The sequence below is a fragment of the Rhodococcus spongiicola genome, assembly GCF_004011835.1.
GTDB lineage: Bacteria > Actinomycetota > Actinomycetes > Mycobacteriales > Mycobacteriaceae > Prescottella > Prescottella spongiicola.
Map to the genome: position 1 here is coordinate 556,681 of NZ_RKLN01000001.1, position 24,276 is coordinate 580,956.

21 protein-coding genes and 1 pseudogene are annotated in these 24,276 nt (G+C 66.8%); 14 read left to right on the forward strand and 8 right to left on the reverse strand.

The window, feature by feature from the left end:
* Window positions 1-61 precede the first annotated feature (61 nt).
* A complete protein-coding gene (locus tag EF834_RS02600; protein WP_127945484.1) occupies window positions 62-664 on the reverse strand; it encodes a TetR/AcrR family transcriptional regulator in 603 nt (200 codons plus the stop codon).
* 78 nt (window positions 665-742) lie between these two features.
* On the opposite strand from EF834_RS02600, the gene EF834_RS02605 reads away from it, so the two are divergent.
* The 6 genes and pseudogenes from EF834_RS02605 to EF834_RS02630 all read left to right on the forward strand — a co-directional run bounded on the left by EF834_RS02605 (window position 743) and on the right by EF834_RS02630 (window position 8,079).
* A complete protein-coding gene (locus EF834_RS02605; protein ID WP_127945486.1) occupies window positions 743-1,507 on the forward strand; it encodes a crotonase/enoyl-CoA hydratase family protein in 765 nt (254 codons plus the stop codon).
* A 20-nt stretch (window positions 1,508-1,527) separates the two neighbouring features.
* Window positions 1,528-2,826, forward strand: a complete 1,299-nt coding sequence (locus EF834_RS02610; RefSeq protein ID WP_127945488.1) for a hypothetical protein — start codon at window positions 1,528-1,530, stop codon at window positions 2,824-2,826.
* 89 nt (window positions 2,827-2,915) lie between these two features.
* A pseudogene (locus tag EF834_RS02615) lies at window positions 2,916-3,371 on the forward strand (ribbon-helix-helix protein, CopG family); the annotation flags it as partial.
* Window positions 3,372-3,512: 141 nt separating this feature from the next.
* Window positions 3,513-4,985 carry a dihydrolipoyl dehydrogenase family protein gene (locus tag EF834_RS02620; RefSeq protein ID WP_127945492.1) on the forward strand — a complete coding sequence of 491 codons (1,473 nt, stop codon included), beginning with the start codon at window positions 3,513-3,515 and terminating at the stop codon, window positions 4,983-4,985.
* A gap of 68 nt (window positions 4,986-5,053) precedes the next feature.
* Window positions 5,054-6,601, forward strand: coding sequence for a carboxylesterase/lipase family protein (locus tag EF834_RS02625; protein ID WP_127945494.1), 1,548 nt, complete (start codon window positions 5,054-5,056; stop codon window positions 6,599-6,601).
* Window positions 6,598-8,079 carry a carboxylesterase/lipase family protein gene (locus tag EF834_RS02630; protein WP_127945497.1) on the forward strand — a complete coding sequence of 494 codons (1,482 nt, stop codon included), beginning with the start codon at window positions 6,598-6,600 and terminating at the stop codon, window positions 8,077-8,079. The genes EF834_RS02625 and EF834_RS02630 overlap by 4 nt, the downstream gene beginning before the upstream one ends.
* 68 nt (window positions 8,080-8,147) lie before the next feature.
* On the opposite strand, the gene EF834_RS02635 is transcribed toward EF834_RS02630, so the two are convergent.
* Together EF834_RS02635 and cobF are read right to left on the reverse strand one after the other, a co-directional pair.
* Complete coding sequence (locus tag EF834_RS02635; RefSeq protein ID WP_127945499.1) at window positions 8,148-9,014, reverse strand: Fpg/Nei family DNA glycosylase; 867 nt, start codon at window positions 9,012-9,014, stop codon at window positions 8,148-8,150.
* 40 nt (window positions 9,015-9,054) lie between these two features.
* A complete protein-coding gene (gene cobF / locus EF834_RS02640; protein ID WP_127945501.1) occupies window positions 9,055-9,795 on the reverse strand; it encodes a precorrin-6A synthase (deacetylating) in 741 nt (246 codons plus the stop codon).
* Window positions 9,796-9,902: 107 nt separating this feature from the next.
* On the opposite strand from cobF, the gene EF834_RS02645 reads away from it, so the two are divergent.
* The 4 genes from EF834_RS02645 to EF834_RS02660 all read left to right on the forward strand — a co-directional run bounded on the left by EF834_RS02645 (window position 9,903) and on the right by EF834_RS02660 (window position 13,318).
* A complete protein-coding gene (locus EF834_RS02645; RefSeq protein WP_235870994.1) occupies window positions 9,903-10,661 on the forward strand; it encodes a thymidylate synthase in 759 nt (252 codons plus the stop codon).
* Window positions 10,661-11,143, forward strand: coding sequence for a dihydrofolate reductase (locus tag EF834_RS02650; protein ID WP_127945505.1), 483 nt, complete (start codon window positions 10,661-10,663; stop codon window positions 11,141-11,143). The genes EF834_RS02645 and EF834_RS02650 overlap by 1 nt, the downstream gene beginning before the upstream one ends.
* A 119-nt stretch (window positions 11,144-11,262) precedes the next feature.
* Window positions 11,263-11,589, forward strand: a complete 327-nt coding sequence (locus EF834_RS02655; RefSeq protein ID WP_127945507.1) for a cupin domain-containing protein — start codon at window positions 11,263-11,265, stop codon at window positions 11,587-11,589.
* A gap of 46 nt (window positions 11,590-11,635) precedes the next feature.
* A complete protein-coding gene (locus EF834_RS02660; protein ID WP_127945509.1) occupies window positions 11,636-13,318 on the forward strand; it encodes a GAF domain-containing sensor histidine kinase in 1,683 nt (560 codons plus the stop codon).
* 3 nt (window positions 13,319-13,321) lie between these two features.
* On the opposite strand, the gene EF834_RS02665 is transcribed toward EF834_RS02660, so the two are convergent.
* Window positions 13,322-13,960 carry a response regulator transcription factor gene (locus EF834_RS02665; RefSeq protein ID WP_127945511.1) on the reverse strand — a complete coding sequence of 213 codons (639 nt, stop codon included), beginning with the start codon at window positions 13,958-13,960 and terminating at the stop codon, window positions 13,322-13,324.
* Between the two features lie 157 nt (window positions 13,961-14,117).
* Between EF834_RS02665 and htpG the strand changes: the two genes are divergently transcribed.
* On the forward strand, window positions 14,118-16,064 hold the full coding sequence (gene htpG, locus EF834_RS02670) for a molecular chaperone HtpG (RefSeq protein ID WP_127945513.1): 1,947 nt from the start codon (window positions 14,118-14,120) through the stop codon (window positions 16,062-16,064).
* A gap of 207 nt (window positions 16,065-16,271) precedes the next feature.
* Here the strand turns inward: htpG and EF834_RS18600 are convergent, their stop codons facing one another.
* Together EF834_RS18600 and EF834_RS02675 are read right to left on the reverse strand one after the other, a co-directional pair.
* Entirely contained in the window at window positions 16,272-16,394 is a 123-nt protein-coding gene (locus EF834_RS18600) for a hypothetical protein (protein ID WP_268960894.1), read from the reverse strand.
* Between the two features lie 121 nt (window positions 16,395-16,515).
* Window positions 16,516-16,788, reverse strand: a complete 273-nt coding sequence (locus EF834_RS02675) for an SHOCT domain-containing protein (protein WP_127945515.1) — start codon at window positions 16,786-16,788, stop codon at window positions 16,516-16,518.
* 161 nt (window positions 16,789-16,949) lie between these two features.
* Here EF834_RS02675 and EF834_RS02680 point away from each other — a divergent pair, with 161 nt between their 5' ends.
* The 3 genes from EF834_RS02680 (at window position 16,950) to mreB (ending at window position 20,170) form a co-directional block, all read left to right on the forward strand.
* Window positions 16,950-17,729 (forward strand): response regulator transcription factor, encoded by a 780-nt coding sequence (locus EF834_RS02680; RefSeq protein WP_127946048.1) that lies wholly within the window; start codon window positions 16,950-16,952, stop codon window positions 17,727-17,729.
* Entirely contained in the window at window positions 17,726-18,877 is a 1,152-nt protein-coding gene (locus EF834_RS02685) for a sensor histidine kinase (protein WP_127945517.1), read from the forward strand. Before EF834_RS02680 ends, EF834_RS02685 begins: the two co-directional genes overlap by 4 nt.
* A gap of 303 nt (window positions 18,878-19,180) precedes the next feature.
* Window positions 19,181-20,170, forward strand: coding sequence for a rod shape-determining protein (gene mreB, locus EF834_RS02690; protein ID WP_127945519.1), 990 nt, complete (start codon window positions 19,181-19,183; stop codon window positions 20,168-20,170).
* 431 nt (window positions 20,171-20,601) lie between these two features.
* Here mreB and EF834_RS02695 read toward each other — a convergent pair whose 3' ends face one another.
* The gene (locus EF834_RS02695) at window positions 20,602-23,457 is read right to left on the reverse strand and encodes an FtsW/RodA/SpoVE family cell cycle protein (protein WP_127945521.1); all 2,856 of its coding nucleotides are present in this window, start codon (window positions 23,455-23,457) and stop codon (window positions 20,602-20,604) included.
* The gene (locus tag EF834_RS18420) at window positions 23,457-24,017 is read right to left on the reverse strand and encodes a hypothetical protein (RefSeq protein ID WP_235870963.1); all 561 of its coding nucleotides are present in this window, start codon (window positions 24,015-24,017) and stop codon (window positions 23,457-23,459) included. Before EF834_RS18420 ends, EF834_RS02695 begins: the two co-directional genes overlap by 1 nt.
* Window positions 24,018-24,276: the final 259 nt, after the last annotated feature.

A 24,276-nucleotide genomic window follows, 5' to 3' on the forward strand; every position in this document is an offset into this window, starting at 1 on the left:
TGCTCCGTCCCTCTCGGAACTGTGCTGCACCCAGTATGCGCTTACGTCGCAAATGTCATGGTCAGGTCTTTTTGCCCCCGACCGCGGTGAGGGCGAACCGCACCAGGTCGTCGATCACGCCCGGATCGTCCCGGCCGGACGCGAGCGGGCCGGCCAGCACCTCAGCGGTGGCGCCGACCAACGACGCTGCGACGAGCGGCGCGTTCTGCGGCTCGAGTTCGCCATCCGCGATGCCGTCGACGACGGCAGCCTCGAAGGCGTCGGCGAATGTTCGCCGGAAGGTCAGCCGTTCGGTGTCGACGGCGGCGTCGACTGGTTCGGCCAGCAACGTGTACGCGAGTTTCGGATTCCGCATCGCACGTCTGCCGAACGTCTCGATGACCGCGGTGATCCGCTGGGCTGCTGACTGTCCGGGGCCCGCCGCGGCGTTCACCGCCGCCACCTCCCGACCGACGATCTCCCGGAATACCGCGACGACCAGATCCGACTTGCCGGAGAAGTGTGAGTACACGCTGCCCGTCGCCACCCCAGCGTGGGTGGCAACGGCGGCGATCGTCAGCCCCTGATAGCCCGACTCGGACAGTAGGGCGACCGCAGCCTGGAAGATCGCTTCCCGCTGTGCCGCGAGTCGCGCCTCGACGGCGGGCGTTCGACGATAGGCCATGCAATTAGTGAACCAGCACGAGCAGCGAACTTGCGATTCCACCTAGCCCGGCCCGCTAGCGCGGGTAGCGTCGAGAGCATGCCGGTGCGCAGCGAACGGTCTGGGCCGGTGACGACGATCGTGTTGTCACGGCCCGAGGCGCGCAACGCGGTCGACGGCCCCACCGCCGCGGCGCTGGCCGACGCTTTCCGCGCATTCGACGCCGACCCCGGCGCGGCCGTTGCGGTCCTGTGGGGCGAGGGTGGCACGTTCTGTGCGGGTGCCGACCTCAAAGCACTCGGCACGGAACGCTCCAACAATGTCACCCCGGACGGGGAGGGCCCGATGGGTCCCACCCGGATGCGATTGTCCAAGCCTGTAATCGCCGCCGTCTCCGGCCACGCGGTCGCCGGTGGACTCGAACTCGCGCTGTGGGCAGATCTGCGAATCGCGGAGTCCGACAGTGTGTTCGGGGTGTTCTGTCGACGGTGGGGCGTTCCGCTGATCGACGGTGGGACCGTCCGACTACCGCGGATCGTCGGGGCCGGACGGGCAATGGACCTGATCTTGACCGGACGCGCGGTGGGCGCTGACGAAGCCCTCGCGATCGGCCTGGTGAATCGTGTGGTTCCGGCCGGAGAGGCCCGAAATGCCTCCGAGGAGTTGGCCGCCGAACTTGCCCGCTTCCCGCAGACGTGCCTGCGGGAGGACCGGATGTCTCTCCTCGAACAGGAGGGCATGTGCGAGGACGAGGCCCTGGCGTCGGAGTTCCGGCACGGAATGGTTGCGGCCGCGGTCGACGCGCTCACCGGTGCGGCCCGGTTCACGGCCGGCCAGGGACGACACGGACGATTCGATCGGTGAGACCGATAGCTTCCAACCGCATGGACCGATTGACCACGGTCGACGAGATCTTCCTGCGCAGGCATCACGGCTATGGGGTCCCGATCGTGATGCAGGGCATTTGGCGCACCGCGGGCGTCGTGGACCCAGCAGTCCTCGGGTCGGTGCATGAGGAACTTGCTCTGGGCCCCCTGGGTCGCCGCGTCGTGCGTCCCAGGATGCCGGGTGCCCGGCTCCGATGGGAGGCGAGCACCACCGCCTACCCCCTGCGCTACGAGACCGACCCCGTCGACGACGTGGTGCGGTGGGCCGATGACCAATCCAATGCCAACGTCGATCCGGAGGTCGGCCCAGCGTGGGCACTGTCCGCCGCGCCGGTGGTGGGCGGTGGGACCGTGATCTCGCTGGTGTGCTCGCACGTCGTCGCCGACGCTCGTGGTCTGGTGTCGGCAGTCGAGACCGCGCTCAGCGGCCGCCCCCCGACCCCCGCGCCGCCGCGGACTTCGGACGTCGCGGACGCGGTACGCACCGTGGGCACTGTCCTGATCGGGGGCGCCAAGGCGTCCTCGAGGCTCGCTTTCAGCGCGAAACGGCGCCGCGAACTACGCGAGCACACCGACGCCAACCCGAGGCCGCAACCGGGCCGCACCCACGTCGTGACCGGGACGTGCACCACGATCCTCGATGTCGACGCGGCCGCGTGGGATGCGGCCGCGACCGCCGAGGATGGCACCGCGAACGGGTTGTTCATCGCCGTCGTCACCGGGATCGCGGGCGTGGCCGGTGTCCCGATGCCGCTTCACATCAGCGTGCCGGTCGATACTCGCAACGTCGATGCTGCTGGCAGAGGCGCAGTGGACAACAGCGCTGCGGACAATGCGGTGGTCATGACGGAAGTGGTTGCGAAACCAGAGGATTCCCTCGCCGACATCCGTCGGCGGAACCGGGACGCGTTCGAACGCCCGCCGATGGGCGCTCCGCCCGGATTCCCGGAAGAGACCTTGCAGATCCTGACCGATCGGGTCGCCCACCGCTTGACCTCCGGAGCCGGGGAGCGTGACGCGCTCTGCTCGAACATCGGCCGTCTGCCGGACACGCTCACGTCCCTGGGGCCGTACCGGACCACCGGCGTCGCCACCCGCGCGATGCACCCGGGACTGACTGCGGACCGGACCCCAACAACGACGACCCGGCTGTCGGCCTACCTCTGCTCCTACGGCGACACGTACACGTTGTCGCTGGTCGGGATGGATCAGCAGTACTTCGACGATCCCGAGCGGTTGCGCGATCTCGCGATCGTGGAACTGCGGAAGTGGGGGCTGTCGGCGCGGCCGTGGTGACATCCACCAGGGGAAACGGTGGCACCACATCTGGCTCCCATTGGCACCACCTGGTCGACACTGAGCCAGTTTGGTGCCATACTGGTGCCATGGACCTTTCGCCGTATGTAGCGGCTATCAGACGAGATCTCGCCATCGCGGCCGAAGCGGGCGGCGACGATGCGCGAGCACTCGCGGAACGGCTCACCGCCCCGTTGGAGCCCGCGCTACGACTGGCTTTGCTGGGCGTGCTGTCCGACGCCGCTGCCGAGATCAGTCGCGAGTTGGCTCCCAGATCAGTCGATCTGCTTCTAAGAGAGCACGAGCCGACGTTCTTCGTCTCCCCCCCGGCCCCCGAGTCGGCGTCCGATTCACCTCGGGGGGCGGACCTTCCGCCCGCCCCCACGTCGCTGGTTGACGACGGGCCGATGACACGCATCAATCTTCGTCTCCCACAACCGCTCAAGGATCGCGTCGAGGAAGCAGCTGAGGCAGCGGGAGTGTCCGTCAACTCCTGGCTAGTCCGCGCCGCGGTTGCTGCACTGGAACCGCGCTCGGCGGGCCGGAGAAACGCGGAGCGATACCTGGAGGCCGACGACGGCTACCCCTTGCGACCAGCCGGGACGCCGGAGGAACGGCTAATGCGCGCAATTTTTGGTCCCGACAGTCCCCTCACGAAACCATTCGACCCGGCCTAACGTTGATACATGGCTCCCGAAGAATTCGATGTCATCGTGATCGGAGGCGGGCCGGCCGGAGAGAATGCGGCGGCCTACGCCATTGCCGGAAGCGACCGCACCGCGGCCCTGGTGGAACACGAGTTGGTGGGCGGCGAGTGCTCGTACTGGGCGTGCATTCCCTCGAAGGCGCTGCTTCGGCCGGGTGAGGTGCTCGGCACGGCTCGGCACATGCCCGGTGTCGAGGAGAAGGTCAACGCGTACGGGTTGGACGTCGAGGCCGTCCTCTCACGCCGGGACGATTTCACCCACAACCGTGACGACTCGTCACAGGTGCTGTGGGCCGACGCGGCCGGCATCGACGTGATCCGGGGCAGCGCCGCGCTCACCGGTGTCCGGGAGGTCACGGTCGGCGAGCGCGTGCTCCACGCCCGCCACGCGGTGGTGTTGGCGACCGGCACCACCGCGAGCGTGCCCGACCTCCCTGGCCTGCGCGATGCGCTGCCCTGGACGTCCCGGGACGCGACGAACGTCCGCGAGGTGCCGAAACGTCTCGCGATCATCGGTGGGGGTGTCGTCGCGTGCGAGGCCGCGACATGGCTCCACGAACTCGGCGCCGAGGAGGTCACGCTCGTCGTGCGTGGGGCGGGGCTGCTCGAACGCAACGAACCGTTCGCCGGGGAACTCGTCGCCGAGAAGCTGCGCAAGCACGGAGTGAACGTGCAGCTCGGGACGTCGGTGCGGTCCGTCACCCGCGAGACCCCCGCCGACACCGGCATCGGGCGCGTCCACGGAGGCCCGGTCACGCTGACGCTCGGTGGCGAGGCCGGTGATCCCGACCTGACGGTCGAAGAGGTGCTCGTCGCGACCGGCCGAACACCCGCCACCGGCGGTCTCGGGCTCGAGCTTGTCGGCCTGCCGGACCACGGCTACGTCACCGTCGATGATCACCTGACGGTCAGAGGGGTGGACGGCAACTGGCTCTATGCCGTGGGGGACGTGAACGGACGGGCACTGCTGACGCACATGGGCAAGTATCAGGGCCGGGTGTGCGGAGACGTGATCGCGGCACGCGCGCAGGGCCGAACGCTAGACGGGCCCCGATTCGTCGCGTCCGCCGACCTCGGTCAGGTGCCGCAGGTGGTGTTCACGATGCCGGAAGTTGCCGCGGTGGGACGCACCGAAAGCCAGTGCCGTGCAGATGGACTCGACGTCGAGGTCGTGACCGCGGACATCAACGTTGCCGGGTCGGCGTTGTCCCGCGACGACTACTCCGGCCGAGCGTCCCTGGTGATCGACCGGGCCACCGACACGATCACCGGTGCCACGTTCGTCGGATCGGGCGTCGCCGAGCTCGTCCATGCCGCAACCGTCGCCGTGGTGGGGAGGGTTACTCTCGACAGCCTGTGGCACGCGGTTCCGAGTTTCCCGACGGTGAGCGAGGTGTGGTTGCGACTGCTCGAAGAGCGGCGGCTACTCGAGGAGCGACGGAAACCGTCGTGAACTCCGCACCCTGATCGGGTCCGTCGACCCTCAGCCAGCGAGCGCTCGGTCGTCGTATAGTCGCGATCATGCCCTCCAGCCTGGAAGTGAGCACAGCTGAAGGCCTCGTCCGGGGCCGGCGGATCGGCGATCTGCTGACCTGGCGCGGGGTTCCCTATGCGACGCCACCGGTGGGACCGCATCGCCTGCGGGCGCCGCTGCCGGTGCAGCCCTGGACCGGGGTCCGTGACGCCACCACGTTCGGCGACGCCGCGCCGCAGCCCCCGAAGGGCACCGCGCTACGGCCGGGCAAGCACCAGCCGACCTCGGAGGACTGCCTCACCCTCAACGTGGTCGCCCCCGCCTCGCCCAGTTCGACCCCGCGACCGGTGATGGTGTTCGTCCACGGCGGATCGTTCATGATGGGCACCACCGCATTGGGGATCTACCGTGGCGATCGCCTGGTACGGCGCGGCGACGTGGTCTACGTCTCGGTGAACTACCGCCTCGGGCCGCTCGGCTGCCTCGATCTCACCGAGTTCTCGACAGCGGAACGACGGTTCGACTCCAATCTGGGGCTGCGCGACCAGGTCGCTGCACTGCACTGGATTCGGCGCAACATTGCCGCTTTCGGCGGCGATCCTTCCAATGTCACGATCTTCGGCGAATCCGCGGGCGCCACATCGGTGACGACACTCATGGCCACCCCGGCCGCCCGCAACTTGTTCGCCCGCGCCATCGCCGAGAGTCCCGCGCCCGAACTGGTGTACGACGCGCACCGCGCGACACGGTGGGCACGCCAGTTCGTGACATTGCTCGGTAGCGACCCGTCCGATCCGTCCGCCGCGGCTCGAGCGCTCCACACCGCCACTCCAGCTCAGCTCGGCAAGGCCGGAAACCGTTTGACTGCAAAGGTACTCACCGAGACACCTGGACTGCACCCGTTCGGTCCCGTCGTCGACGGCGAGTTCCTGCCCGAATTCCCACTGGACGCGTTCGCGTCCGGGCGCGCGCACCCGGTGCCGATGATCATCGGCACCAACGCCCGGGAGGGCACATTCTTCCCCAAGTTCATGGACGGCCTGCCCACCAGTCCGGCCCGGATCGAGGCCATGTTCGAACTCACCGACCCACAGGCGCGAGACCGTGTCCTCGCCGCGTATCCGGGGTACCCGGACTCGACTTCGGCGATCGACCTCGGCGGTGATGTGACGATGTGGAAGCCGTCAATCGACATCGCCGAGGCGCATGCGGGCCACGCCCCTACCTACGGCTACCGCTTCGACTTCGCGCCGCGACTGATGCACTGGCTGGACCTCGGCGCAACCCACGCCTTCGAACTGTTCGCGGTGTTCGGCTACGGCGAGTCCGCCGCTGGGCGTGCACTCACCGCTCCCGGAGGACGCCGCGGGCTGCGCGCCGTCACCGATAGAGTGCAGGAGAATTGGATCTCGTTTGCCCACAATGGCGTTCCTGCTCCTTGGTGGCCAAGGTACGAGACCGAACTTCGCAAGACTCTCGTCTTCGATGCATCAACCCGGATTGAACGGGACCCGGGCCGGGAGAAGCGCCTGGCGTGGTCCGGGTATCACGGTTACCGCGGCGTGCCCGCACTGGACAGTGGACGGCGTCCGTGAGCGGCAACGACACCGACGTCGACGTCACCCTCGTCGAGGGAGTGGTCCGCGGTCGGCGTCTACCGGATCTGTTGTCGTGGCGCGGGATTCCGTATGCGAAACCGCCCGTCGGGCGACTTCGGCTACGCGCTCCCGAATCGGTCACACCGTGGACCGGCGTCTTCGACGCCACCGCGTTCGGTTCCGCTGCCCCACAGCGAAACCGGAATGGTGACGAGGATTGTCTGACGCTCAACGTTCTTCGTCCGTCCTCACAGAGCGATGCCGCGCGCCCCGTGCTGGTCTGGATCCACGGCGGCGCGCACATGACCGGAACGGCATCGGCGCCGGTCTACAGCGGGGCGTCCCTCGTGCGCCGCGGCGACGTGGTCTTCGTTTCGTTGAACTACCGCCTCGGGGCGCTCGGCTACCTCGATTTCCGAGAGTTCAGCACACCCGAACGCCCTTTCGAGGTCAACGTAGGTCTGCGGGATCAGATCGCCGCCCTCGAGTGGGTCCAACGCAACATCGCCGAGTTCGGCGGGGACCCGTCGAATGTCACGATCGTCGGTGAGTCCGCCGGCGCGAATGCGGTGTTGACGCTCATGTCCACCCCGGCCACCGAAGGTCTGTTCGCGCGCGGAATCGCGCAGAGCCCGCCGTCGGCCGCGACCAACGGCACGGAACTCGCCGCGAGGTGGGCCCGCGAGTTCCTCGACGTCGCGGGAGTGACGACGTCCGAGGCAAATGCGTTCCTCGCGGAAGCCGATCCTGAACTGCTCGTCCACACCGCCGCAAAGCTCAGTGCGCGCGGCGCCGACGAGGCTCCCGGCGTCCGGGTATTCGCGCCCGTAGCCGACGGCGCCCTGCTGCCCGAACCTCCGCTGTGGGCGTTCGAGGCCGGCCGCGAACACCGGGTACCGCTCCTGGTCGGCACGAACGCGCACGAGGGCCGGATCTTCCCGTGGTTCCTCGACATCCTGCCGACGAGCCGGCACCGAATCGAAAAGATGTTCGTGGAGACGGATCCGGAGATCAAGGCCCGGGTGATCAACGCCTATCCCGGATACCCGGGGCGGCGCGCCGCCCTCGACCTCGGCGGCGACGTGGTGTTCTGGGTGCCGACACTGCGGTTCGCTCAAGCCCACGCCCAGCACAGCGACACCTTCATGTACCGCTACGACTTCATGCCGCGGCTGATGCGACTGTTGGGCTTGGGCGCCACCCACGCGACCGACCTGGTCCCGGTATTCGGTGCGCGCACTCCGTTCGCCCGAGCGCTCACCGCCCTCGGCGGCCGGCGGGGTATGCGCGCCGTCACGGACACGATGCAGGGGCACTGGCTCTCCTTCGCGCGTACCGGCCACCCCCTCGACACGTGGCCGCGCTACTCCCCCGACCGCCGTGAGACGTTGATCATCGACGAGACCTGCCGAATCGAGTCCGATCCCCGGCGCCGCCGGCGAGAAGCATGGCTCGGGTTCCAACACCGTCACTGAGCGTCGACGCGATCACATCAGACACTGAGCGCGGATGCGATCACTTCAGACTCTGAGCGCGGATGCGATCACTTCAACAGACGTGACATTCGCCGGTCGGCGAGGATCTTCCCACCGGTCTGGCACCTCGGGCAGTACTGGAAAGATCGCTCGGCGTACGCCACCTCCCGCACGGTGTCCCCACACACCGGGCACGGCAGCCCCGTACGCGCGTGCACCGTCATCCCCGCACGCTTCTCACCCTTGAGCCGCGCCGCCTCCTGGCCGACCGATCGTTCGATCGCGTCCGCCAGTTCGGCGCGCATCGCGTCATAGAGCGCGTCCACCTCACCGGACGTCAGCTTCGACGCCGTCGCGAAGGGTGACAGCCGCGCCGCGTGCAGGATTTCGTCCGAATACGCGTTGCCGATCCCGGCGAGCAGCGACTGATCGACCAGCGCGGTCTTGATCCGGGCGGTGGTCCCGGCAAGGATCTCTCCGAACTCGGTACGGGTCACCTCGAGAGCGTCTGGACCGAGCCGGGCGATCCCCGGCACCTCCTGCGGGTCTGCCACCACCCACACCGCGAGCCGCTTCTTCGTCCCTGCCTCGGTCAGGTCGAACGCGGGCGTCTGCGCGTCGGGGGTGAACAGGTGAACGCGTAGCGCGAGCGGGCCCTTTCCCGGCTTCGGCGGTGTGGCGCTCGGGTTGTCGGTCCAGCGCAGCCATCCGCCGCGAGACAGGTGCGTGATCAGCCAGAGCCCGTCGCAATCGATCGCCAGGTGCTTGCCGAAGCGCCTCGCGCCGGTCACGTTCCTGCCCTGCAACGCGTTGATGGGCGGATCGACCGTCTTGAGCACGCTTACCGCGGCGAGGTCGACGCGGCCTACTACCGCGCCGACGGCTTCGTCGCGCAGGAACTGTGCCAGGGCCTCCACCTCGGGAAGTTCGGGCATGGGCTCAGCGTAGGCACGGACACCGACGCTCGGCAGGTGTTCAGCGGCGGATCAGGTAGATGTCCATGATCCAGCCCTTGCGTTCGCGTAGTTCGGCACGCACGCGGACGATCTCGTCCTCGACCTCCCGCAGGTTGCCGGAGATCAGGACCTCGTCGGGCAGCCCCAGGTAGGCGCCCCACCAGATCTGCACCTGGTCACCGGGGATGTGGGTGAAGCTGCACTCCGCGTCGAGCATCACCAGCGCGGTGTCGACGCCGTCGGGCAGGCCCTCCCGGAGCCGCCGTCCGGTCGTGATGTGGACGGGTTCACCGACCCTGTTGAGCACGATCCGGTGCTGAGCCGCCAGCGCCTGTGCACTGGTCACGCCGGGGATCACCGAGTATTCGAATGAGAGGTTGCCGCGGGCGAGGACGCGTTCGACGATCCGCAGTGTGCTGTCGTACAGCGACGGGTCACCCCACACGAGGATCGCACCGATACCGTCCTCGGCGGCGAACTTCTCCTCGAACAGCTGTGCACGGCGGTCGTGCCAATCATCGACGACGCCTGCATAGTCCGACGGGGTCCGGTTGCGCGGCGGGTCGATGATGTCGACGACCCGGTACTCGTGGTCCATGTGCTCGGCGAGGATGGTGGCGCGCAGGTCGACCAGTTCCCGCTTCTCCTCACCCTTGCCGATGACGAAGAACACATCGGCCCTGTTCATGGCCTTGACGGCCTGGATGGTCACCTGGTCGGGGTCGCCGGCTCCGATCCCGATCACGAGAAGCTCACGCATGCGTGGGACGCTACCGGCACGGGTCGGATGTCGGGACCGCGGAGCAGACTGTCCCGTCTAGACTGACCATCGTGCACACCCCCTACGAGGATCTTCTGCGCGTGGTCATGGACACCGGCACCGCGAAGGCGGACCGCACCGGAACCGGGACGCGCAGTGTCTTCGGGCACCAGATGCGCTGGAATCTGGCCGAGGGCTTCCCGCTGATCACCACCAAGAAGGTGCATCTGAGGTCAGTGGTGTACGAGTTGCTGTGGTTCCTGCGCGGCGAGTCCAATGTCAAGTGGCTGCAGGAGCACGGGGTCACCATCTGGGACGAGTGGGCCGACGCCAATGGCGAACTCGGTCCGGTGTACGGCGTGCAGTGGCGGTCGTGGCCGACACCGTCGGGCGAGCACATCGACCAGATCACCAAGACGATCGAGACGTTGCGGAGCAACCCGGATTCGCGTCGGATCATCGTCTCGGCGTGGAACGTCGCCGACCTCGACGACATGGCTCTGCAGCCGTGCCACGCGTTCTTCCAGTTCTACGTCGCCGAAGGCCGGCTCAGCTGCCAGCTCTATCAGCGCAGCGCGGACCTGTTCCTCGGCGTGCCGTTCAACATCGCCAGCTACGCTCTGCTCACCCACATGATGGCCCAGCAGACCGGGCTCGAGGTGGGCGAGTTCATCTGGACCGGCGGCGACTGCCACATCTACGACAACCATGTCGAGCAGGTCACCGAGCAGCTCTCTCGAGAGCCGTACCCCTACCCCACGCTGAAGCTGAACAAGCGCGACTCGATCTTCGACTACACCTTCGAGGACGTCGAGATCGTCGACTACCGGCACCACCCGGCGATCAAGGCGCCGGTGGCCGTTTGATGATCGGACTGATCTGGGGCCAGACCCTCGCCGGGGTGATCGGCAAGGACAACGCGATACCGTGGCGGATTCCCGAGGACATGTCCCATTTCAAGGAGACCACCCTTGGACACCCCGTGGTGATGGGCCGGCTCACGTGGGATTCGCTCCCGTCCCGGTTCCGCCCGCTGCCGGGACGTCGGAACATCGTCATCACACGGCAGGAAGAGTGGTCGGCCGAGGGCGCGCTGACCGCACACGGGATCGAGGAGGCTCTCACACTCGCGGGGGACACCGCCTGGGTCATGGGCGGTTCTCAGATCTATACGGCGGCAATGCCGTTCGCGGACCTGCTCTCGGTGACCGAGATCGACGCCGACATCGACGGCGACGCATTCGCTCCGAAAATCGGGGGTGAGTGGGTCGTCGGCGATGAGGGCGACTGGCGCATCTCCGATCCGTCCGGCCTGCGGTACCGCTTTCTCACGTACGTGCGCGCCTGACCGTCACCGCTTCGACGGTGGCCGAACCGTTAGCCCGATTGTCGGGTCTCCGCCGTCGTCGTGGGTCATACTTCGTGAAGAGCGTCCCCTTCGTCCCAGAGGTATCGGAGCAGCATGTGATGGACAAGACCTCATTGACGGCCCTGGCCCGCCAGCAGCTGAAGCTGGCGGCCACAATGTCGAGCGGACGCAGCTCGCAGACCGTCTTCGGTGGCCACCAACGTCACCTGCGCCAGACCGTGATCGCACTGACCTCCGGGCACAGCCTCGCCGAGCACGACAGTCCCGGTGAGGCAACCATACTGGTGCTCAGCGGCAAGCTGGCGCTGATCTGCGGTGAGGACTCCTGGAAGGGGTCCACCGGTGACATGCTGATCATCCCAGGGGCCCGGCACAGCGTCGAGGCGCTCGAGGACGTCGCCTTCCTGCTGACCGTCGCGAAGTAGACACGTCGCGAAGTAGACACACTGCACGGCGGCCTATGCTGCCTGCATGGTCGACGGCGCGAATTGGGACCTCGAGGATTTCGAGAACTTCGAGGAGGTCCTCGCCGACATGCGCAGTCGGCTCGTCGCCAGCGTCGCGACGCCCGCCCGGTTGCGCGAACTCGTCGAGGCCACCCTGGTGGTCGGGGCCGGGCTGGAACTCGATTCCACCCTGCAGCGGATCGTGCAGGCCGCGACGACCCTGCTCGATGCGCGCTACGGCGCACTCGGGGTGCGCGATCCCGACGGCGGCGGACTGCTGGAGTTCGTGTACGAGGGCATCAGCCCGGATGAGCGATCCCGGATGGGTCACCAACCGGAGGGCCGGGGACTGCTGGGACTGCTGATCGAGCATCCGCGGCCGGTGCGTGTCGCGCACCTGGGGCAGCACCCCGCGTCGGTCGGCTTCCCACCGAACCACCCGCCGATGGACAGCTTCCTCGGCATGCCGATCATCGTGCGGGGCACGGTGTTCGGCAGCATCTACCTCACCGAGAAGCGGTCCGGCCCGGAGTTCACCGACGAGGACGAGACCATCCTCGACGCTCTCGCCACGTCGGCGGGGGTCGCGATCGACAACGCGCACCTGTTCGAGGAGTCCCGCACCCGCGAACGCTGGCTCATCGCGCTCGCGTCGTTCAATTCGCGGCTGCTCTCCGGCGGCTCGATCGACGAGGCCCTCGACCTGCTCGTAACGCGTACCCGGGACCTGTGCGGCGCATCCGGCGCGTACGTGATGGTGCTCAACGACGACGGCGCCACCATCGAGGCGGCCTCGTCGAACGACGGTCCCCGAGCGGGTAATCACCTCGACCTGTCGGAGTCGGACCTGCTCGCGGTCGTCCGCGGGCGTCGGCCCGCCCTGCTCACCGCACGGGATCGGGTGGCCCCGTTCGCCGCAGCCGACGACGTCCGGGTGGCCGCACTACCGCTGTCCACGACGTCCGGGGTCGCGGGCCTGCTGGTGGTCACCCGGGAGGCGCAGGGATGGACGCCGGACGAGATCACCCGCCTGATCTCGATGGCGGACTCCGCGGCACTCGCGGTGGAGTTCGCCGATCAGCAGCATCAACGACGACAGCTCGACGTGCTGGCCGACCGAGACCGCATCGCTCGGGACCTGCACGACAACGTCATCCAACAGTTGTTCGCGACCGGCATGAGCTTGCAGAGTCTGCTGCTCGACGAGACCCACCCCGTCTCGGAGCCGGCGGCAGCCACGCTCGCGGAGACGGTCGCCCAACTCGACCGCACGATCCGAGAGATCCGCACGACGATCTTCGATCTGCACACCGCGGGCGAGCAGGCGCCGACGAGCCTGCGCCGACGGTTGCTCGACGCGATCGGCGACCTGACCACCCGGTCGGCGCTGACGCCGAACGTGCAGTTCACGGGCGCGATCGACACGCTGGTTCCGACGCGGATTCATCCCCACGCCGAGGCCGTGCTGCGCGAGGGTTTGAGCAATGCACTCCGTCATGCGGGCGCATCGACGATCAACGTCGCGATCGACGCCGCCGACCACCTGACGATCCGCATCCGCGACGACGGCGTCGGCGTGCCCGACAACCCGCGGCGCAGCGGCTTGGACAACCTGGCCCGACGAGCCGAGCAGTGCGGTGGCTCCTGCTCGGTGGTGCCGGGCGTCGATCACGGCACCGAGCTGACCTGGCGGGTGCCGCTGGGGTAGACCTCAGTCCCGCCGGTTGTTACGCAGTTCGGTCGCCAGCACCGCTGCCTGGGTGCGGCGCTGCATGCCGAGCTTGGCGAGCAACCGGGAGACGTAGTTCTTGATCGTCTTCTCGGCCAGAAACAGTCGCTCGGCGATCTCGCGGTTCGTCAGACCCTCGCCGATGAGGTCGAAGACGGCTCGCTCCTGGTCGGAAAGCTCGGCGAGCGGGTCGGTGGTGCGTTCGGACCGGATCCGCTGCATGAGCGCGGCCGTCGCGCGACTGTCGAGCAGCGACCCGCCCGCACCGACCGTCCGTACCGCCGAGATCAGATCCGTACCGAGGATCTGCTTGAGGACGAATCCGGAGGCGCCCGCCATGACAGCGTCGAACAGGGCCTCGTCGTCGGCGTACGACGTGAGCATGAGACAGCGCAGATCGGGCAGCACAGCCCGGAGTTCGCGACACAGTTCGACGCCGTTGCCGTCGGGAAGCCGGACGTCGAGGACCGCGACGTCGGCGCCACTGGACGGAATCCGCGCCAGCGCCTCACCGACCGAGGCAGCCTCACCCACCACGGTCAGGTCGGGAGCGCTGCCGAGGAGATCGACCAGCCCACGTCGCACGATTTCGTGATCATCGACCAGGAAGACTCGCGTCATCGGTGCCACCTTCCGTACTTGTCGGAAGAACGCTACCGCGCCGACCCAACGGACCGAGATGGCGGTAGGAGCACGCCCGCTGCGACCTAACTCGCGGAGGCCGCGTCAACCGTCCTAACATTTTTGTCGACAGTTGTGCTGCCGAAGGGAACCACGAATGACCACGGGTATCGAACAGCGCGAGTTCCAGACGGAGACTCGCCAGATTCTGGATCTGATGATCCATTCGGTGTATTCCAACAAGGACACCTTTCTCCGCGAGCTGATCTCGAACTCGTCCGACGCGCTCGACAAGCTCAAGCTCGAGGCATTCCGCGACAAGGACCTCGAGGCCGACACGTCGGATCTGCACATAGAACTGGCGGTCGACAAGGACACGCGGACGCTCACGGTGCGTGACAACGGCATCGGCATGTCCCGTGACGAGGTGATCGACCTGATCGGCACGCTCGCCAAGTCCGGAACCGCCGAGCTGCGTCGCAAACTGCGAGAGGCCAAGGACGCCGCGGCGTCGGAGGAGTTGATCGGGCAGTTCGGCATCGGCTTCTATTCGACGTTCATGGTCGCCGACAAGGTCACACTGCTGACGCGCAAGGCCGGCGAGAAGCATGGGACACGGTGGGAGTCGAGTGGCGAGTCCACCTACACGATCGAGACCATCGACGACGCCCCCCAGGGCACGACGGTGATGCTGCACCTCAAGCCGGAGGATGTCGAGGACCACCTCTACGACTACGCGGCCGAGAACAAACTGCGCGAGGTCGTCAAGCGCTACTCGGATTTCATCGCGTACCCGATCCGGATGGACGTCGAGCGTCCCGCTCCGAAGAGCGAGGATGAAACCGAGACCGAAACCGACACGCCGAAGACGGTCGTCGAGACCGACACGCTGAACTCGATGAAGGCGCTGTGGGCCCGCCCGAAGGACGACGTCACCGAGGACGAGTACAACGAGTTCTACAAGCACGTCAGCCATTCCTGGGACGACCCGCTCGAGGTCATCCCGATGAAGGCGGAGGGCACGTTCGAATACCAAGCGCTGCTGTTCATTCCGTCGCACGCACCGTTCGACCTGTTCTCGCGCGAGCATCGCGCCGGTATCCACCTGTACGTCAAGCGCGTGTTCATCATGGACGACTGCGAGGAACTCATGCCCGAGTACCTGCGCTTCGTCAAGGGCGTGGTCGATGCACAGGACCTGTCGCTCAACGTCTCTCGTGAGATCCTTCAGCAGGACCGGCAGATCCGCGCGATCCGCCGTCGCCTCACCAAGAAGGTGCTCACCACGATCAAGGACATCATGTCCGCCGATCAGGAGAAGTACCGGACGGTGTGGTCACAGTTCGGTCGGGTGCTCAAAGAGGGCCTGCTCTCGGACTTCGACAACCGGGAGACCCTGCTCGAGATCTCATCCTTCCAGTCCACCAACAGCGATGACGAGCAGACCACGCTGGCGCAGTACGTCGAGCGCATGCAGGACGGCCAGGAGCAGATCTTCTACCTCACCGGCGAGTCCCGCCAACAGCTCGAGGCGTCCCCGCACATGGAGGCGTTCCGTGCCCGCGGTCTCGAAGTGCTGTTGCTCACCGACCCGGTCGACGAGATGTGGGTGACGTCGGTCCCCGAGTTCGATGGCAAGCCGTTGCAGTCGATCGCGAAGGGAGAGGTGGACCTCGACACCGAGGAGGAGAAGAAGGATGCCGAGGCCAAACGGGAGGAACAGGACAAGGAGTTCGCCAGCGTCCTGTCTTGGCTGACCACGACACTGGAGGAACAGGTCAAGCAGGTGCGTCTGTCGACGCGCCTCACCGACTCCCCCGCGTGCATCGTCGGAGACGAGTTCGGCATGACCCCAGCCCTCGAGCGGATGTACCGGGCGTCCGGGCAGCAGGTGCCGCACTTCAAACGCATCCTCGAACTCAACCCCACCCACCCGCTCGTGGAGGGTCTACGCAGTGCGCACGCCGAGCGCGGCGACGATCCGGGCCTAGCCGAGACCGCCGAGTTGCTCTACGGCACTGCACTTCTCGCCGAGGGCGGTGAGCTGGAGGATCCGGCGCACTTCGCGAAGCTGCTTGCGAACCGCCTGGCACGCACCATCTAGACCCGACCACCGGCGGTTCCGCTCGGAACGCCCGCGGGAGTCCTACTCCAGCGGGCGTTCCGGCGCGAACAACCTGAAAGGTATCGGTGAACTGCCCGTCCACGTTCGGTGCAGCCACTCACTGTGCGTCCCGGCACCTCCGTTGCGACAACTGCTGGCCCGCGAGTGGGCCGGGTCGGCGATTGCCGGCGACGGCCGATCCACGTGTCACGGCAACATCATGTCCATGTGCAGGTGCATCATCATCATCTGACCCATTTCCATCATGTGCATGTCCATGTGCATCCCCATCATGTCCATCCCCATCATGTCCGTTTCCACAATCCTCACCTCCCTCCCACGAACTGTTCGTCTCAACTGAGATAGTCGACCGCCCATGCCGAGCACGAGGGCGCGCCAAGAGAGGAGGCGTCACGGGTGCATGGCCGACAGGTACTCGAACGGCACAGTGTCAGCGTTCTTGCGCGGCACGAAGATGGTCTCGACGGATGCGGTACTCGTCGACGTCGATCTCCCCGCGCGCGAAGCGCTCGTCGAGGATGGTTTCCGCGCTGCGCCTGTCAGTGTCGTTGGTCCCGTAGGGAGGATTGCGGTCCGAACGGATGCTGCGGAAGAGTGCCATCACCGCCACGATGACCAATGTCCAGAACGCGACCATCGCCAGGACCATCAGAACCCAGCCGCCCCAGCTCCATCCGTAGCCAAACCCGTCGTTCCACATCATGTTCGTTCGCCTCTTCTCGTCAGGGGTCTTACTTCTCCCGTCCAGCGTGGATTTCGAACCCGATGAATCGGTGAGGGTTCTGTGAAGTTTCGCTCAAGAAATGCCGGTCCAGGCCGGCCGCCACAGGATCGGAAGGGCAAAACCGACGATCGAGGGTGACGATGGAGAGCATGGATGACATGCCCGCCCTCACACCCCGGGATACCGCCGCACTTCGGGCTTTGGTGGTGGACGACGAGCGCCCGTTGGCTGCAGTGGTCGTGAGCTACCTCGAACGGGAGAACTTCGAGGTAGCAGTGTCCTACGACGGGATGGATGCGCTTGCCCGCGCCCGGGAGTTCGACCCGGACGTCGTGATCCTCGATCTGGGGTTGCCGGGTACGGACGGAATCGAGGTGTGCCGCGAGTTACGGACGTTTTCCGACGCCTACGTGGTGATGTTGACCGCTCGGATTGCGGAGATGGACAAGATCATCGGTTTGTCCGTCGGCGCCGATGACTACGTCACCAAACCGTTCAGCCCGCGGGAACTGGTAGCCCGAGTCCGTGCGATGTTGCGTCGACCCCGGAATGCGGCTACAGACGAGCCGCGCTCGCCCGTGCCCGGAGCACTCGAGCCGCGTGGGGGCGAGCCTCCACCGCGGGTGTTCGGGGCACTGCAAATAGATATCGCGGGTCGTGAGGTTCGTCTCAGCGAGCGTCCGGTGGGTTTGACTCGCACCGAGTTCGATGTGCTGGCGACGTTGTCGTCTCGGCCTGGCATGGCCTTCAGCCGGCGCCAGTTGATCGACTCGGTATGGGGGGAATCCTGGGTGGGCAACGAGCACCTCGTCGACGTGCACGTCGGTAATCTGCGCCGCAAGCTCGGCGACGACCCGGTCGCACCCCGGTACGTCACCACCATCCGCGGGATCGGATACCGGATGGGTACCGGTCGATGAAGGCGCCACACTCAACGGGCTCTCTCATCTCGGGCCGGGTGACTGGAGGCCCCGGCATTGGTCTGCGTCTGCTGTTGGCGCAATCGATGGTGGTCGTGGCGGGTGGTGCAACCTCGTGGGTGGTCGCAGGTCTGGTCGGCCCCTCGCTGTTCCGTGAGCACTTGGAGCAGGCTGGTCTACCGGACTCGTCCGAGGAGCAGTTCCATGCCGAGCAGGCGTACCGCTCCGCCACGGTAATTTCCCTGACAGTGGCCATCGGGGCGGCTGTCCTGGCTGTGCTTGTCGTGACCTGGTACTTCAGCCGGCGCCTGCAGCACTCGGTGAACGAGGTGTCCTCAGCTGCCACCGCAGTGGCCGACGGCCGCTATGGCATTCGGGTGTCACCACCACACCTGGGTGAGGACTTCAGCGCACTCGCCCGCGCGTTCAACCGAATGGCGACACGGCTCGAATCGGTGGAATCCACCCGCCGTCAGCTGCTCGCCGATCTCGCCCACGAGATTCGTACCCCCGTATCAGTGCTCGAGGCATACATGGAGGCGCTCGAGGACGGTGTCGAGACACTCGACACCGACACCATGACGATGCTCCGTGCTCAGATCCGCAGACTCGCCCGGTTTTCGGACGACGTCAGCGCGCTTTCCCATGCTGAAGGGGGCCTGAAATCGATCGAGCCGACATGGGTGGCTCCCGATGCAGTGATATCCACCGCGGTGATGGCCGCAGCCGACCGGTACGCAGCCAAGGAAGTGGCGCTCACCTCTCATGTTCCCGCGGACCTTCCCCAACTGTGGGCCGACCCGGTAAGGCTCGGGCAGGTGCTGGGGAACGTACTCGACAACGCTTTGCGCCACACACCCCGGGGTGGTCGAGTGAGCGTGACCGTGGAGCGAAGACACCAAGTGCTCGTGTTCGCGGTGACCGACAACGGCGACGGAATCCCTGCAGAACATCTCCCGTACCTGTTCGAGCGGTTCTATCGGGTCGATGCGGCTCGCGACCGTGAGCATGGAGGAGCGGGGATTGGTCTCGCGATCGCCAAGGCGCTCGTCGAGGCGCAGCAGGGTCAAATTGCGGCGAGCAGCCGTGGTCTCGGACTGGGAAGCACCTTCACCATTACCTTTCCTCTGCACCGGGACCAGAGATGAGGAGGTACCCCGGACGCGACACCGGACGTCGGCACGACTGCCACGCTTCGAGCGCGCCCTCAGTTGCTCTACGACACGGCGCTTCTCGCTGACGGCTGCGAGTAGAAGGGCTGGCATACTTCGCGAAACCGCTTGCAAAACAACGCATTGCCGACAAATGCGGCAGTATGCCGTCGAAACCACGCCGCATGACCACCGTACAGAGAACTACCTCGCGAAACCGGCCATGAATCTCCCTGGTGTGCGTAGCATCTAGACCATCTCGTCCAGACCATCTCGTTCGATTCCCTTCGGGAGGCCGGCGTGCGCGGACTTGGCATCGATCTCGGAACCACGAACACTGTCGTCGGGACCCTCGAAGACGGGATCGTCCTGAACGAACCGTCTTTCATGCTGGTGCGGAACAAAGATCCGCACCGCGCCCTCGCGATCGGCCACGATGCGCGGAACCTCATCGGTCGCACGCCTGCAGGGATCACGCAGGTTCGCCCCATGCGCGACGGCGTCGTCGTGGATCTGGACTCGGCCCGAGCCTTCGTCGCAGCCGTCATCGAGCGGGTCGCCCCGCGCAGGCTGTACCGTCGGCGGCCGAAGGCCATCTTCTCGGCTCCTGCCGGAGCCACTCCCCTCGAGCGTCGCGCACTTCTCGAGGTCGGGCATGAGGCCGGCCTGCGGAAGGTCGGCTTGATACCGGAACCGGTGGCGGGCGCAATCGGGTGTGGCATCAATCCACTCGAGGCTCGTGCCCATCTCGTCGTGAACGTCGGCGGCGGCACCTCTGAAGTCACCGCTGTCTCCTTCGGTGGCGTGATCTCCCACCGCACTTGCCAACTGGCAGGGGAGGAACTGGACGAGGCGTTGCACCACTACGTACGTGAAGAGCACCACATCATCGTTGGCGAGCTCACCGCCGAACGCGCCAAGATGGGCGCAGCCGACACCGCCGAGGGACAGTCGCTCGTGGTGGAGGGACTCGACGGCGTCACGGGCCGCGCACGGCTGATCTCCCTGGACGTCGAGGAGGTAGTGGAAGCGCTGCGGCCGACCACGACCGGAATCGTGCAGACGTTGACAGCCTGCCTGGATGACCTTCCCCCGCAAGCGATCAGCGACGTGATGGCCGAAGGTGTCCTGGTGATCGGGGGCGGCGCAGGGCTCCGCGGACTCTCTCACCTGTTCGAGGAGTCGTTCGGCCTCCCGGTGAAGACGGCCGAACGGCCGCTGACCTGCGTCGCCGAGGGGGCTACCGCCTGCCTCGATCACCCGGAGCTCGTCGCCGCCTACAGCAGCTGACCACCGAGGCGGCGCCTCGCGAACTCACCGAGGCGGTGCCTCGCGAACTCACCGAGACGTGCCCCGCGAACTCACCAAGGCGGCGCCTCGCGAACTCACCGAGACGTGCCCCGCCCTAGGTAATTGGGGCGGGGCACCGCGACGTCACAGATGCGGTGCCTCGCCTGAAGTCACCGTGCCGGGCGCCGACGGATCCCCCCACCTCTCCGGTCTCGGCGCCGGCCGTCACCGGCAAGGCGGCGAGCTGACCGGATGAGGTCGTAGCCTCCCACAGCGGTTGATCGCCCAGGCGGCGCCTCGCGGGTATCACCGAGGCCGCGCCTCGCGGATATCACCGAGGCCGCGCCTCGCGGGTATCACCGAGGCCGCGCCTCGCGGATATCACCGAGGCCGCGCCTCGCGGGTATCACCGAGGCCGCGCCTCGCGGGTATCACCGAGGCGGCGCCGGGACGGGACGTTCCGCGAGGTAGCGCTCGAGGATCGACATGGCCACGGGGCCGGACGTCGCCGATCCGAATCCCCCGCCACGGACCATTACTGTGACGACGATTTCGGGAGACTCGAAGGGCACGACCGCGGAGAACCAGGCGTCGAGACCATCGCCCGGCGCCGACGGATCCTCCGCCGTTCCGGTCTTGGAGCCAGCCGTGATCGGCAGACTGGCGAGCTGCCCACCCGTACCGGCAGCGGCCGAAGCCCGCATCCCGGCGCGGACCGGACCGAGCTGATCGGCGAAGGGAAGCGGATCAGGATCCGCCGTCGGAATCGGCGCGCCCTCCCCGGTTCCGTAGGCGGCGGCGAGTTGCGGAGTGACCATCGCCCCGGTGGCGATGCCGGACGTCCACCCTGCCACTTGCAGCGGGGTCGCCGTCACTGTGCCCTGCCCGATCCCCATCAACACCGTCGAGCCCGGGTACCAGGTGGCCCCGATCTCGCCGACCGTCTCCGGTGTCCCCAGGAAACCCGCGGACTCGCCCGGCAGATCGATCCCTGACCGTCGCCCCACACCCAATTGGTCGGCGACAGTAGCGATCTGCTCGGGACCGAGCATGAGGGCGAGCTTGTAGAAGTACACGTTGTCGGACCATTGGATCGCCCGCAACAGGTTGTTCGGACCCATCGGCTGCCAGTTCGCGAACGTGTGTCCTCCGTAGGTGAAAGCGCCACCGGTCGGGATCGCCAGGTCCGGATCCAGTACCTGATCATCCGCGTTCGCCGAAGCGACAACGATCTTGAACGTCGAGCCGGGTGGCGCGGCGGTCTGGAACGCGTGGTTGAGCATCTTGCTGGGTCCCGGGCCCTCTGTTTGGGCCGCCAGCGCGACGGCGTCGACTGGAGGACCGTAGACGTTGTTGTCGTACCCGGGAACGCTGGCGAGCGCCAGCACTGCGCCGGTGCGCGCGTCCATCACAAGCGCCGCGCCCAGGTCACCCCCGCTGCCGCGGACCGCCTGCGCCAAGGACTCCGTCGCCAGGTTCTGCAATCCGATGTCCAGGTGCAGCCGCAGGTTGTGGCCCGGTACCGGATCTACCCGCTCTCCCGCGCCGACCGGATTTCCCCTCGGATCGACGTATACGCACTGCTTGCCGTCGGTGCCGCGCAGCAGCGCGTCGTATTGCTTCTCGATTCCTGCACTCCCGACCCGCGACCCGAGTGCGAGCTCCGGCCAGCGTTCCATGTCGTCCGGATCGCCGACACTGACGTATCCGAGGACGGAGGCGAGCGTATCGCCGTACGGATATTGCCGACGGCCGGAGGGAAAGACGAGCACGCCTGGGATCTGCGCATCGATGATTCGCTGAGCCTGATCAGGTGCGACCCTGCCGACGACGGTCTGCATTTCCCCTACGCCGCGTTCAGCCAAGATGTTCGTCAGCTCTTCATGAGGAATCCCGAGGGAGGCGAGGAGCGCACCGCGCGAACCGGAGTCGTTCTCGTCGAACATTCCGGTGACCACCGAAATGGAGTATTCGGGAGCGTTGACCGCCAACGGCACGCCGTTCCGGTCGACGATTTGACCACGTTCGGCAGGCAGGCGGACACAGCGAGTCATCTGGCTATCGCTCAACGCACGCAGCTCCGGACCTCGATCGGTCTGCAACTGCCAGGTGAACACCGACATCGCGACGAGGAGTGCGGTCACCGCGGCGGTACCCGCCGTCATGCCCCGGGGCCGTCGCCTGCGTACGGACGGCTCGGCCCACAGGGGCCGAGCGACACCGTCACGGCGCACCGCGAGCACCAGCCCGATCGCGACGAACCCGACGAGTGCGACCGTGCCCCCGTAGCTGAACATCGGGAGCGGCATTCCGGTGTGGGGCAGCAGCGACAGGCTCGCCCCGATCGACAGCACCGCGTGGATCCCGAACAGCCCGCCGATACCCGCGGCCACGAGGGCAGCTTCCTTGGTTCTCGCCCGTCGGGCGGCGAGCGCGGCGCGCCAGGTGATCACCAAGCTGGCCGCCACGACTGCAATGCCGGCGAACAGTCCCCACCCGTACACGACGCTCGCGAACGCGAGGTCGTGCTCCGCTTCGGGAAGATACTGAGCCCTCAGGTCGTACAAGGGGTCTCGTGCCAGACCCCACAGCCCACCGCTGCCTACGGCGATGTCGGCCTGAAGCGATGCCCACCCCGACCCGCTCGGGTCGGCATCGCTCGACACGAACACCTGGATCCGTTCGAGTTGGTACGGACGGAGAAACAGCGCGGCAATGGGCAGCGAGGCAAGTCCCAGAGCGAACAGCGGCAACAGCGGCAACATCGGCACCCTGGCGAGGACCAGCATCAGCGCCGCAACCGCTGCCAGCACCACGGCGCTCGACAGGTCGGGCTGCAGGGCGACCAGTGCGACCACGCCGGCTGCGATCGCCAACGTCGCCGCCAACCGACCGATGTTGTAGCCGCCGGCCAGGACGGTCGCCGCCACCATGACCAGACCGAGCTTGGCGACTTCGGCCGGCTGAATGGTGAACACACCGAAATCCAGCCAGCGTTGCGCACCCTTGACCGACACCCCGACGAGCGGCACGGCCACCAGCATCGCGACCGACACCCCGAGGGTCACCAGTCCGAATCGTCGCAGGTTGCTCACCCGCATCCGCGACACCAGGAACATCACCCCGAGGCCGACGACGGCAAAACCCAGGTGACGGACCGCTTGCGATGTGAGTCCGATCGACACCAAGTTGAGGAGGCCGAAGATGGTGAGAACGACCGCCGCAATGACGATCCAGGGATCGGATTCGCGATCGTGTCCCTCCACACGACCACCGTCCCCGCGCATCAGCAGGTCACTTTCTCGGCAGGCACGTACAGCGGCTCCGAGGCAGCGACTGCCGGGGCGCTTGTGATCGCAGCGACACCCAGAGCGAAACCGGGCGGCAGGAACGTCTTACTGAGGCCGTACACCTCATCACGACCCGGTTCCACTCGCATGGTGACGTCACCACCGGCGTGCACTTCGCCGGAGCAGCGGTCGTAAACGTTCAGCTTCCAGGTGACCGTGTCGACGGGCACCGCCGGGTCGAGCCGAACGTCCACTCGTACCGCACACGATTGACCAGGACTACACGATCCGTCCGCGAAACTCGATGTGACGCTGGTGATCTGGCCCGCGTTGGGCGGGGCACCGGTCTGGACGGCGGCTGGCTCCACGGCGCCGGGCGCGGCCATGGCCGGGTCCGCGGGCACGACCGGCGGCGGCGACACCGGCCTGAGGGTGTTCTGATCCGCGAGGTCCACCGGATTGACGACGGTGTCCCAGCCCTTCTTTACCTCCGTCCATGCGCGGGGACCCGTCACTGCCGCCGTGAGGACAACTACGATCGCGACGAAGGTAAACACAACCTGATTCCGGGATGGCCGCCACCGACGGTGGTGCCATCCAGTTCGCACCGGCGGATACCAGCCTGTGGTTGACACGAGCGACCCGGCCGGCACATTGGTCGAATCTTCCCCCGCCCGATCATCCGGAAGCGGCCGTTCCATTGTCGCCCTGACGAGTTCGCCGATCTGGCGCCTCCGCCTGGTCTCGTCGGCCGGATCGAGCTCGGGAGCGATTGCTTGACCAACCCGGTGCACTTGGTCCCCCAGATTTGTTGTC

Excerpts from the sequence above, each read along its gene's own strand:
- htpG (WP_127945513.1), top strand. The coding sequence starts at position 14,118 with ATGACCACGGGTATCGAACAGCGCGAGTTCCAGACGGAGACTCGCCAG.
- EF834_RS02665 (WP_127945511.1), bottom strand. The coding sequence starts at position 13,960 with ATGACGCGAGTCTTCCTGGTCGATGATCACGAAATCGTGCGACGTGGG.
- EF834_RS02680 (WP_127946048.1), top strand. The coding sequence starts at position 16,950 with ATGGAGAGCATGGATGACATGCCCGCCCTCACACCCCGGGATACCGCC.
- EF834_RS02675 (WP_127945515.1), bottom strand. The coding sequence starts at position 16,788 with ATGATGTGGAACGACGGGTTTGGCTACGGATGGAGCTGGGGCGGCTGG.
- EF834_RS02655 (WP_127945507.1), top strand. The coding sequence starts at position 11,263 with ATGGACAAGACCTCATTGACGGCCCTGGCCCGCCAGCAGCTGAAGCTG.
- EF834_RS02660 (WP_127945509.1), top strand. The coding sequence starts at position 11,636 with ATGGTCGACGGCGCGAATTGGGACCTCGAGGATTTCGAGAACTTCGAG.
- EF834_RS02620 (WP_127945492.1), top strand. The coding sequence starts at position 3,513 with ATGGCTCCCGAAGAATTCGATGTCATCGTGATCGGAGGCGGGCCGGCC.
- EF834_RS02685 (WP_127945517.1), top strand. The coding sequence starts at position 17,726 with ATGAAGGCGCCACACTCAACGGGCTCTCTCATCTCGGGCCGGGTGACT.
- cobF (WP_127945501.1), bottom strand. The coding sequence starts at position 9,795 with ATGCGTGAGCTTCTCGTGATCGGGATCGGAGCCGGCGACCCCGACCAG.
- EF834_RS02695 (WP_127945521.1), bottom strand. The coding sequence starts at position 23,457 with ATGCGCGGGGACGGTGGTCGTGTGGAGGGACACGATCGCGAATCCGAT.
- EF834_RS02645 (WP_235870994.1), top strand. The coding sequence starts at position 9,903 with ATGGACACCGGCACCGCGAAGGCGGACCGCACCGGAACCGGGACGCGC.
- EF834_RS02635 (WP_127945499.1), bottom strand. The coding sequence starts at position 9,014 with ATGCCCGAACTTCCCGAGGTGGAGGCCCTGGCACAGTTCCTGCGCGAC.
- EF834_RS02605 (WP_127945486.1), top strand. The coding sequence starts at position 743 with ATGCCGGTGCGCAGCGAACGGTCTGGGCCGGTGACGACGATCGTGTTG.
- EF834_RS02625 (WP_127945494.1), top strand. The coding sequence starts at position 5,054 with ATGCCCTCCAGCCTGGAAGTGAGCACAGCTGAAGGCCTCGTCCGGGGC.
- EF834_RS02600 (WP_127945484.1), bottom strand. The coding sequence starts at position 664 with ATGGCCTATCGTCGAACGCCCGCCGTCGAGGCGCGACTCGCGGCACAG.
- EF834_RS02650 (WP_127945505.1), top strand. The coding sequence starts at position 10,661 with ATGATCGGACTGATCTGGGGCCAGACCCTCGCCGGGGTGATCGGCAAG.
- EF834_RS02610 (WP_127945488.1), top strand. The coding sequence starts at position 1,528 with ATGGACCGATTGACCACGGTCGACGAGATCTTCCTGCGCAGGCATCAC.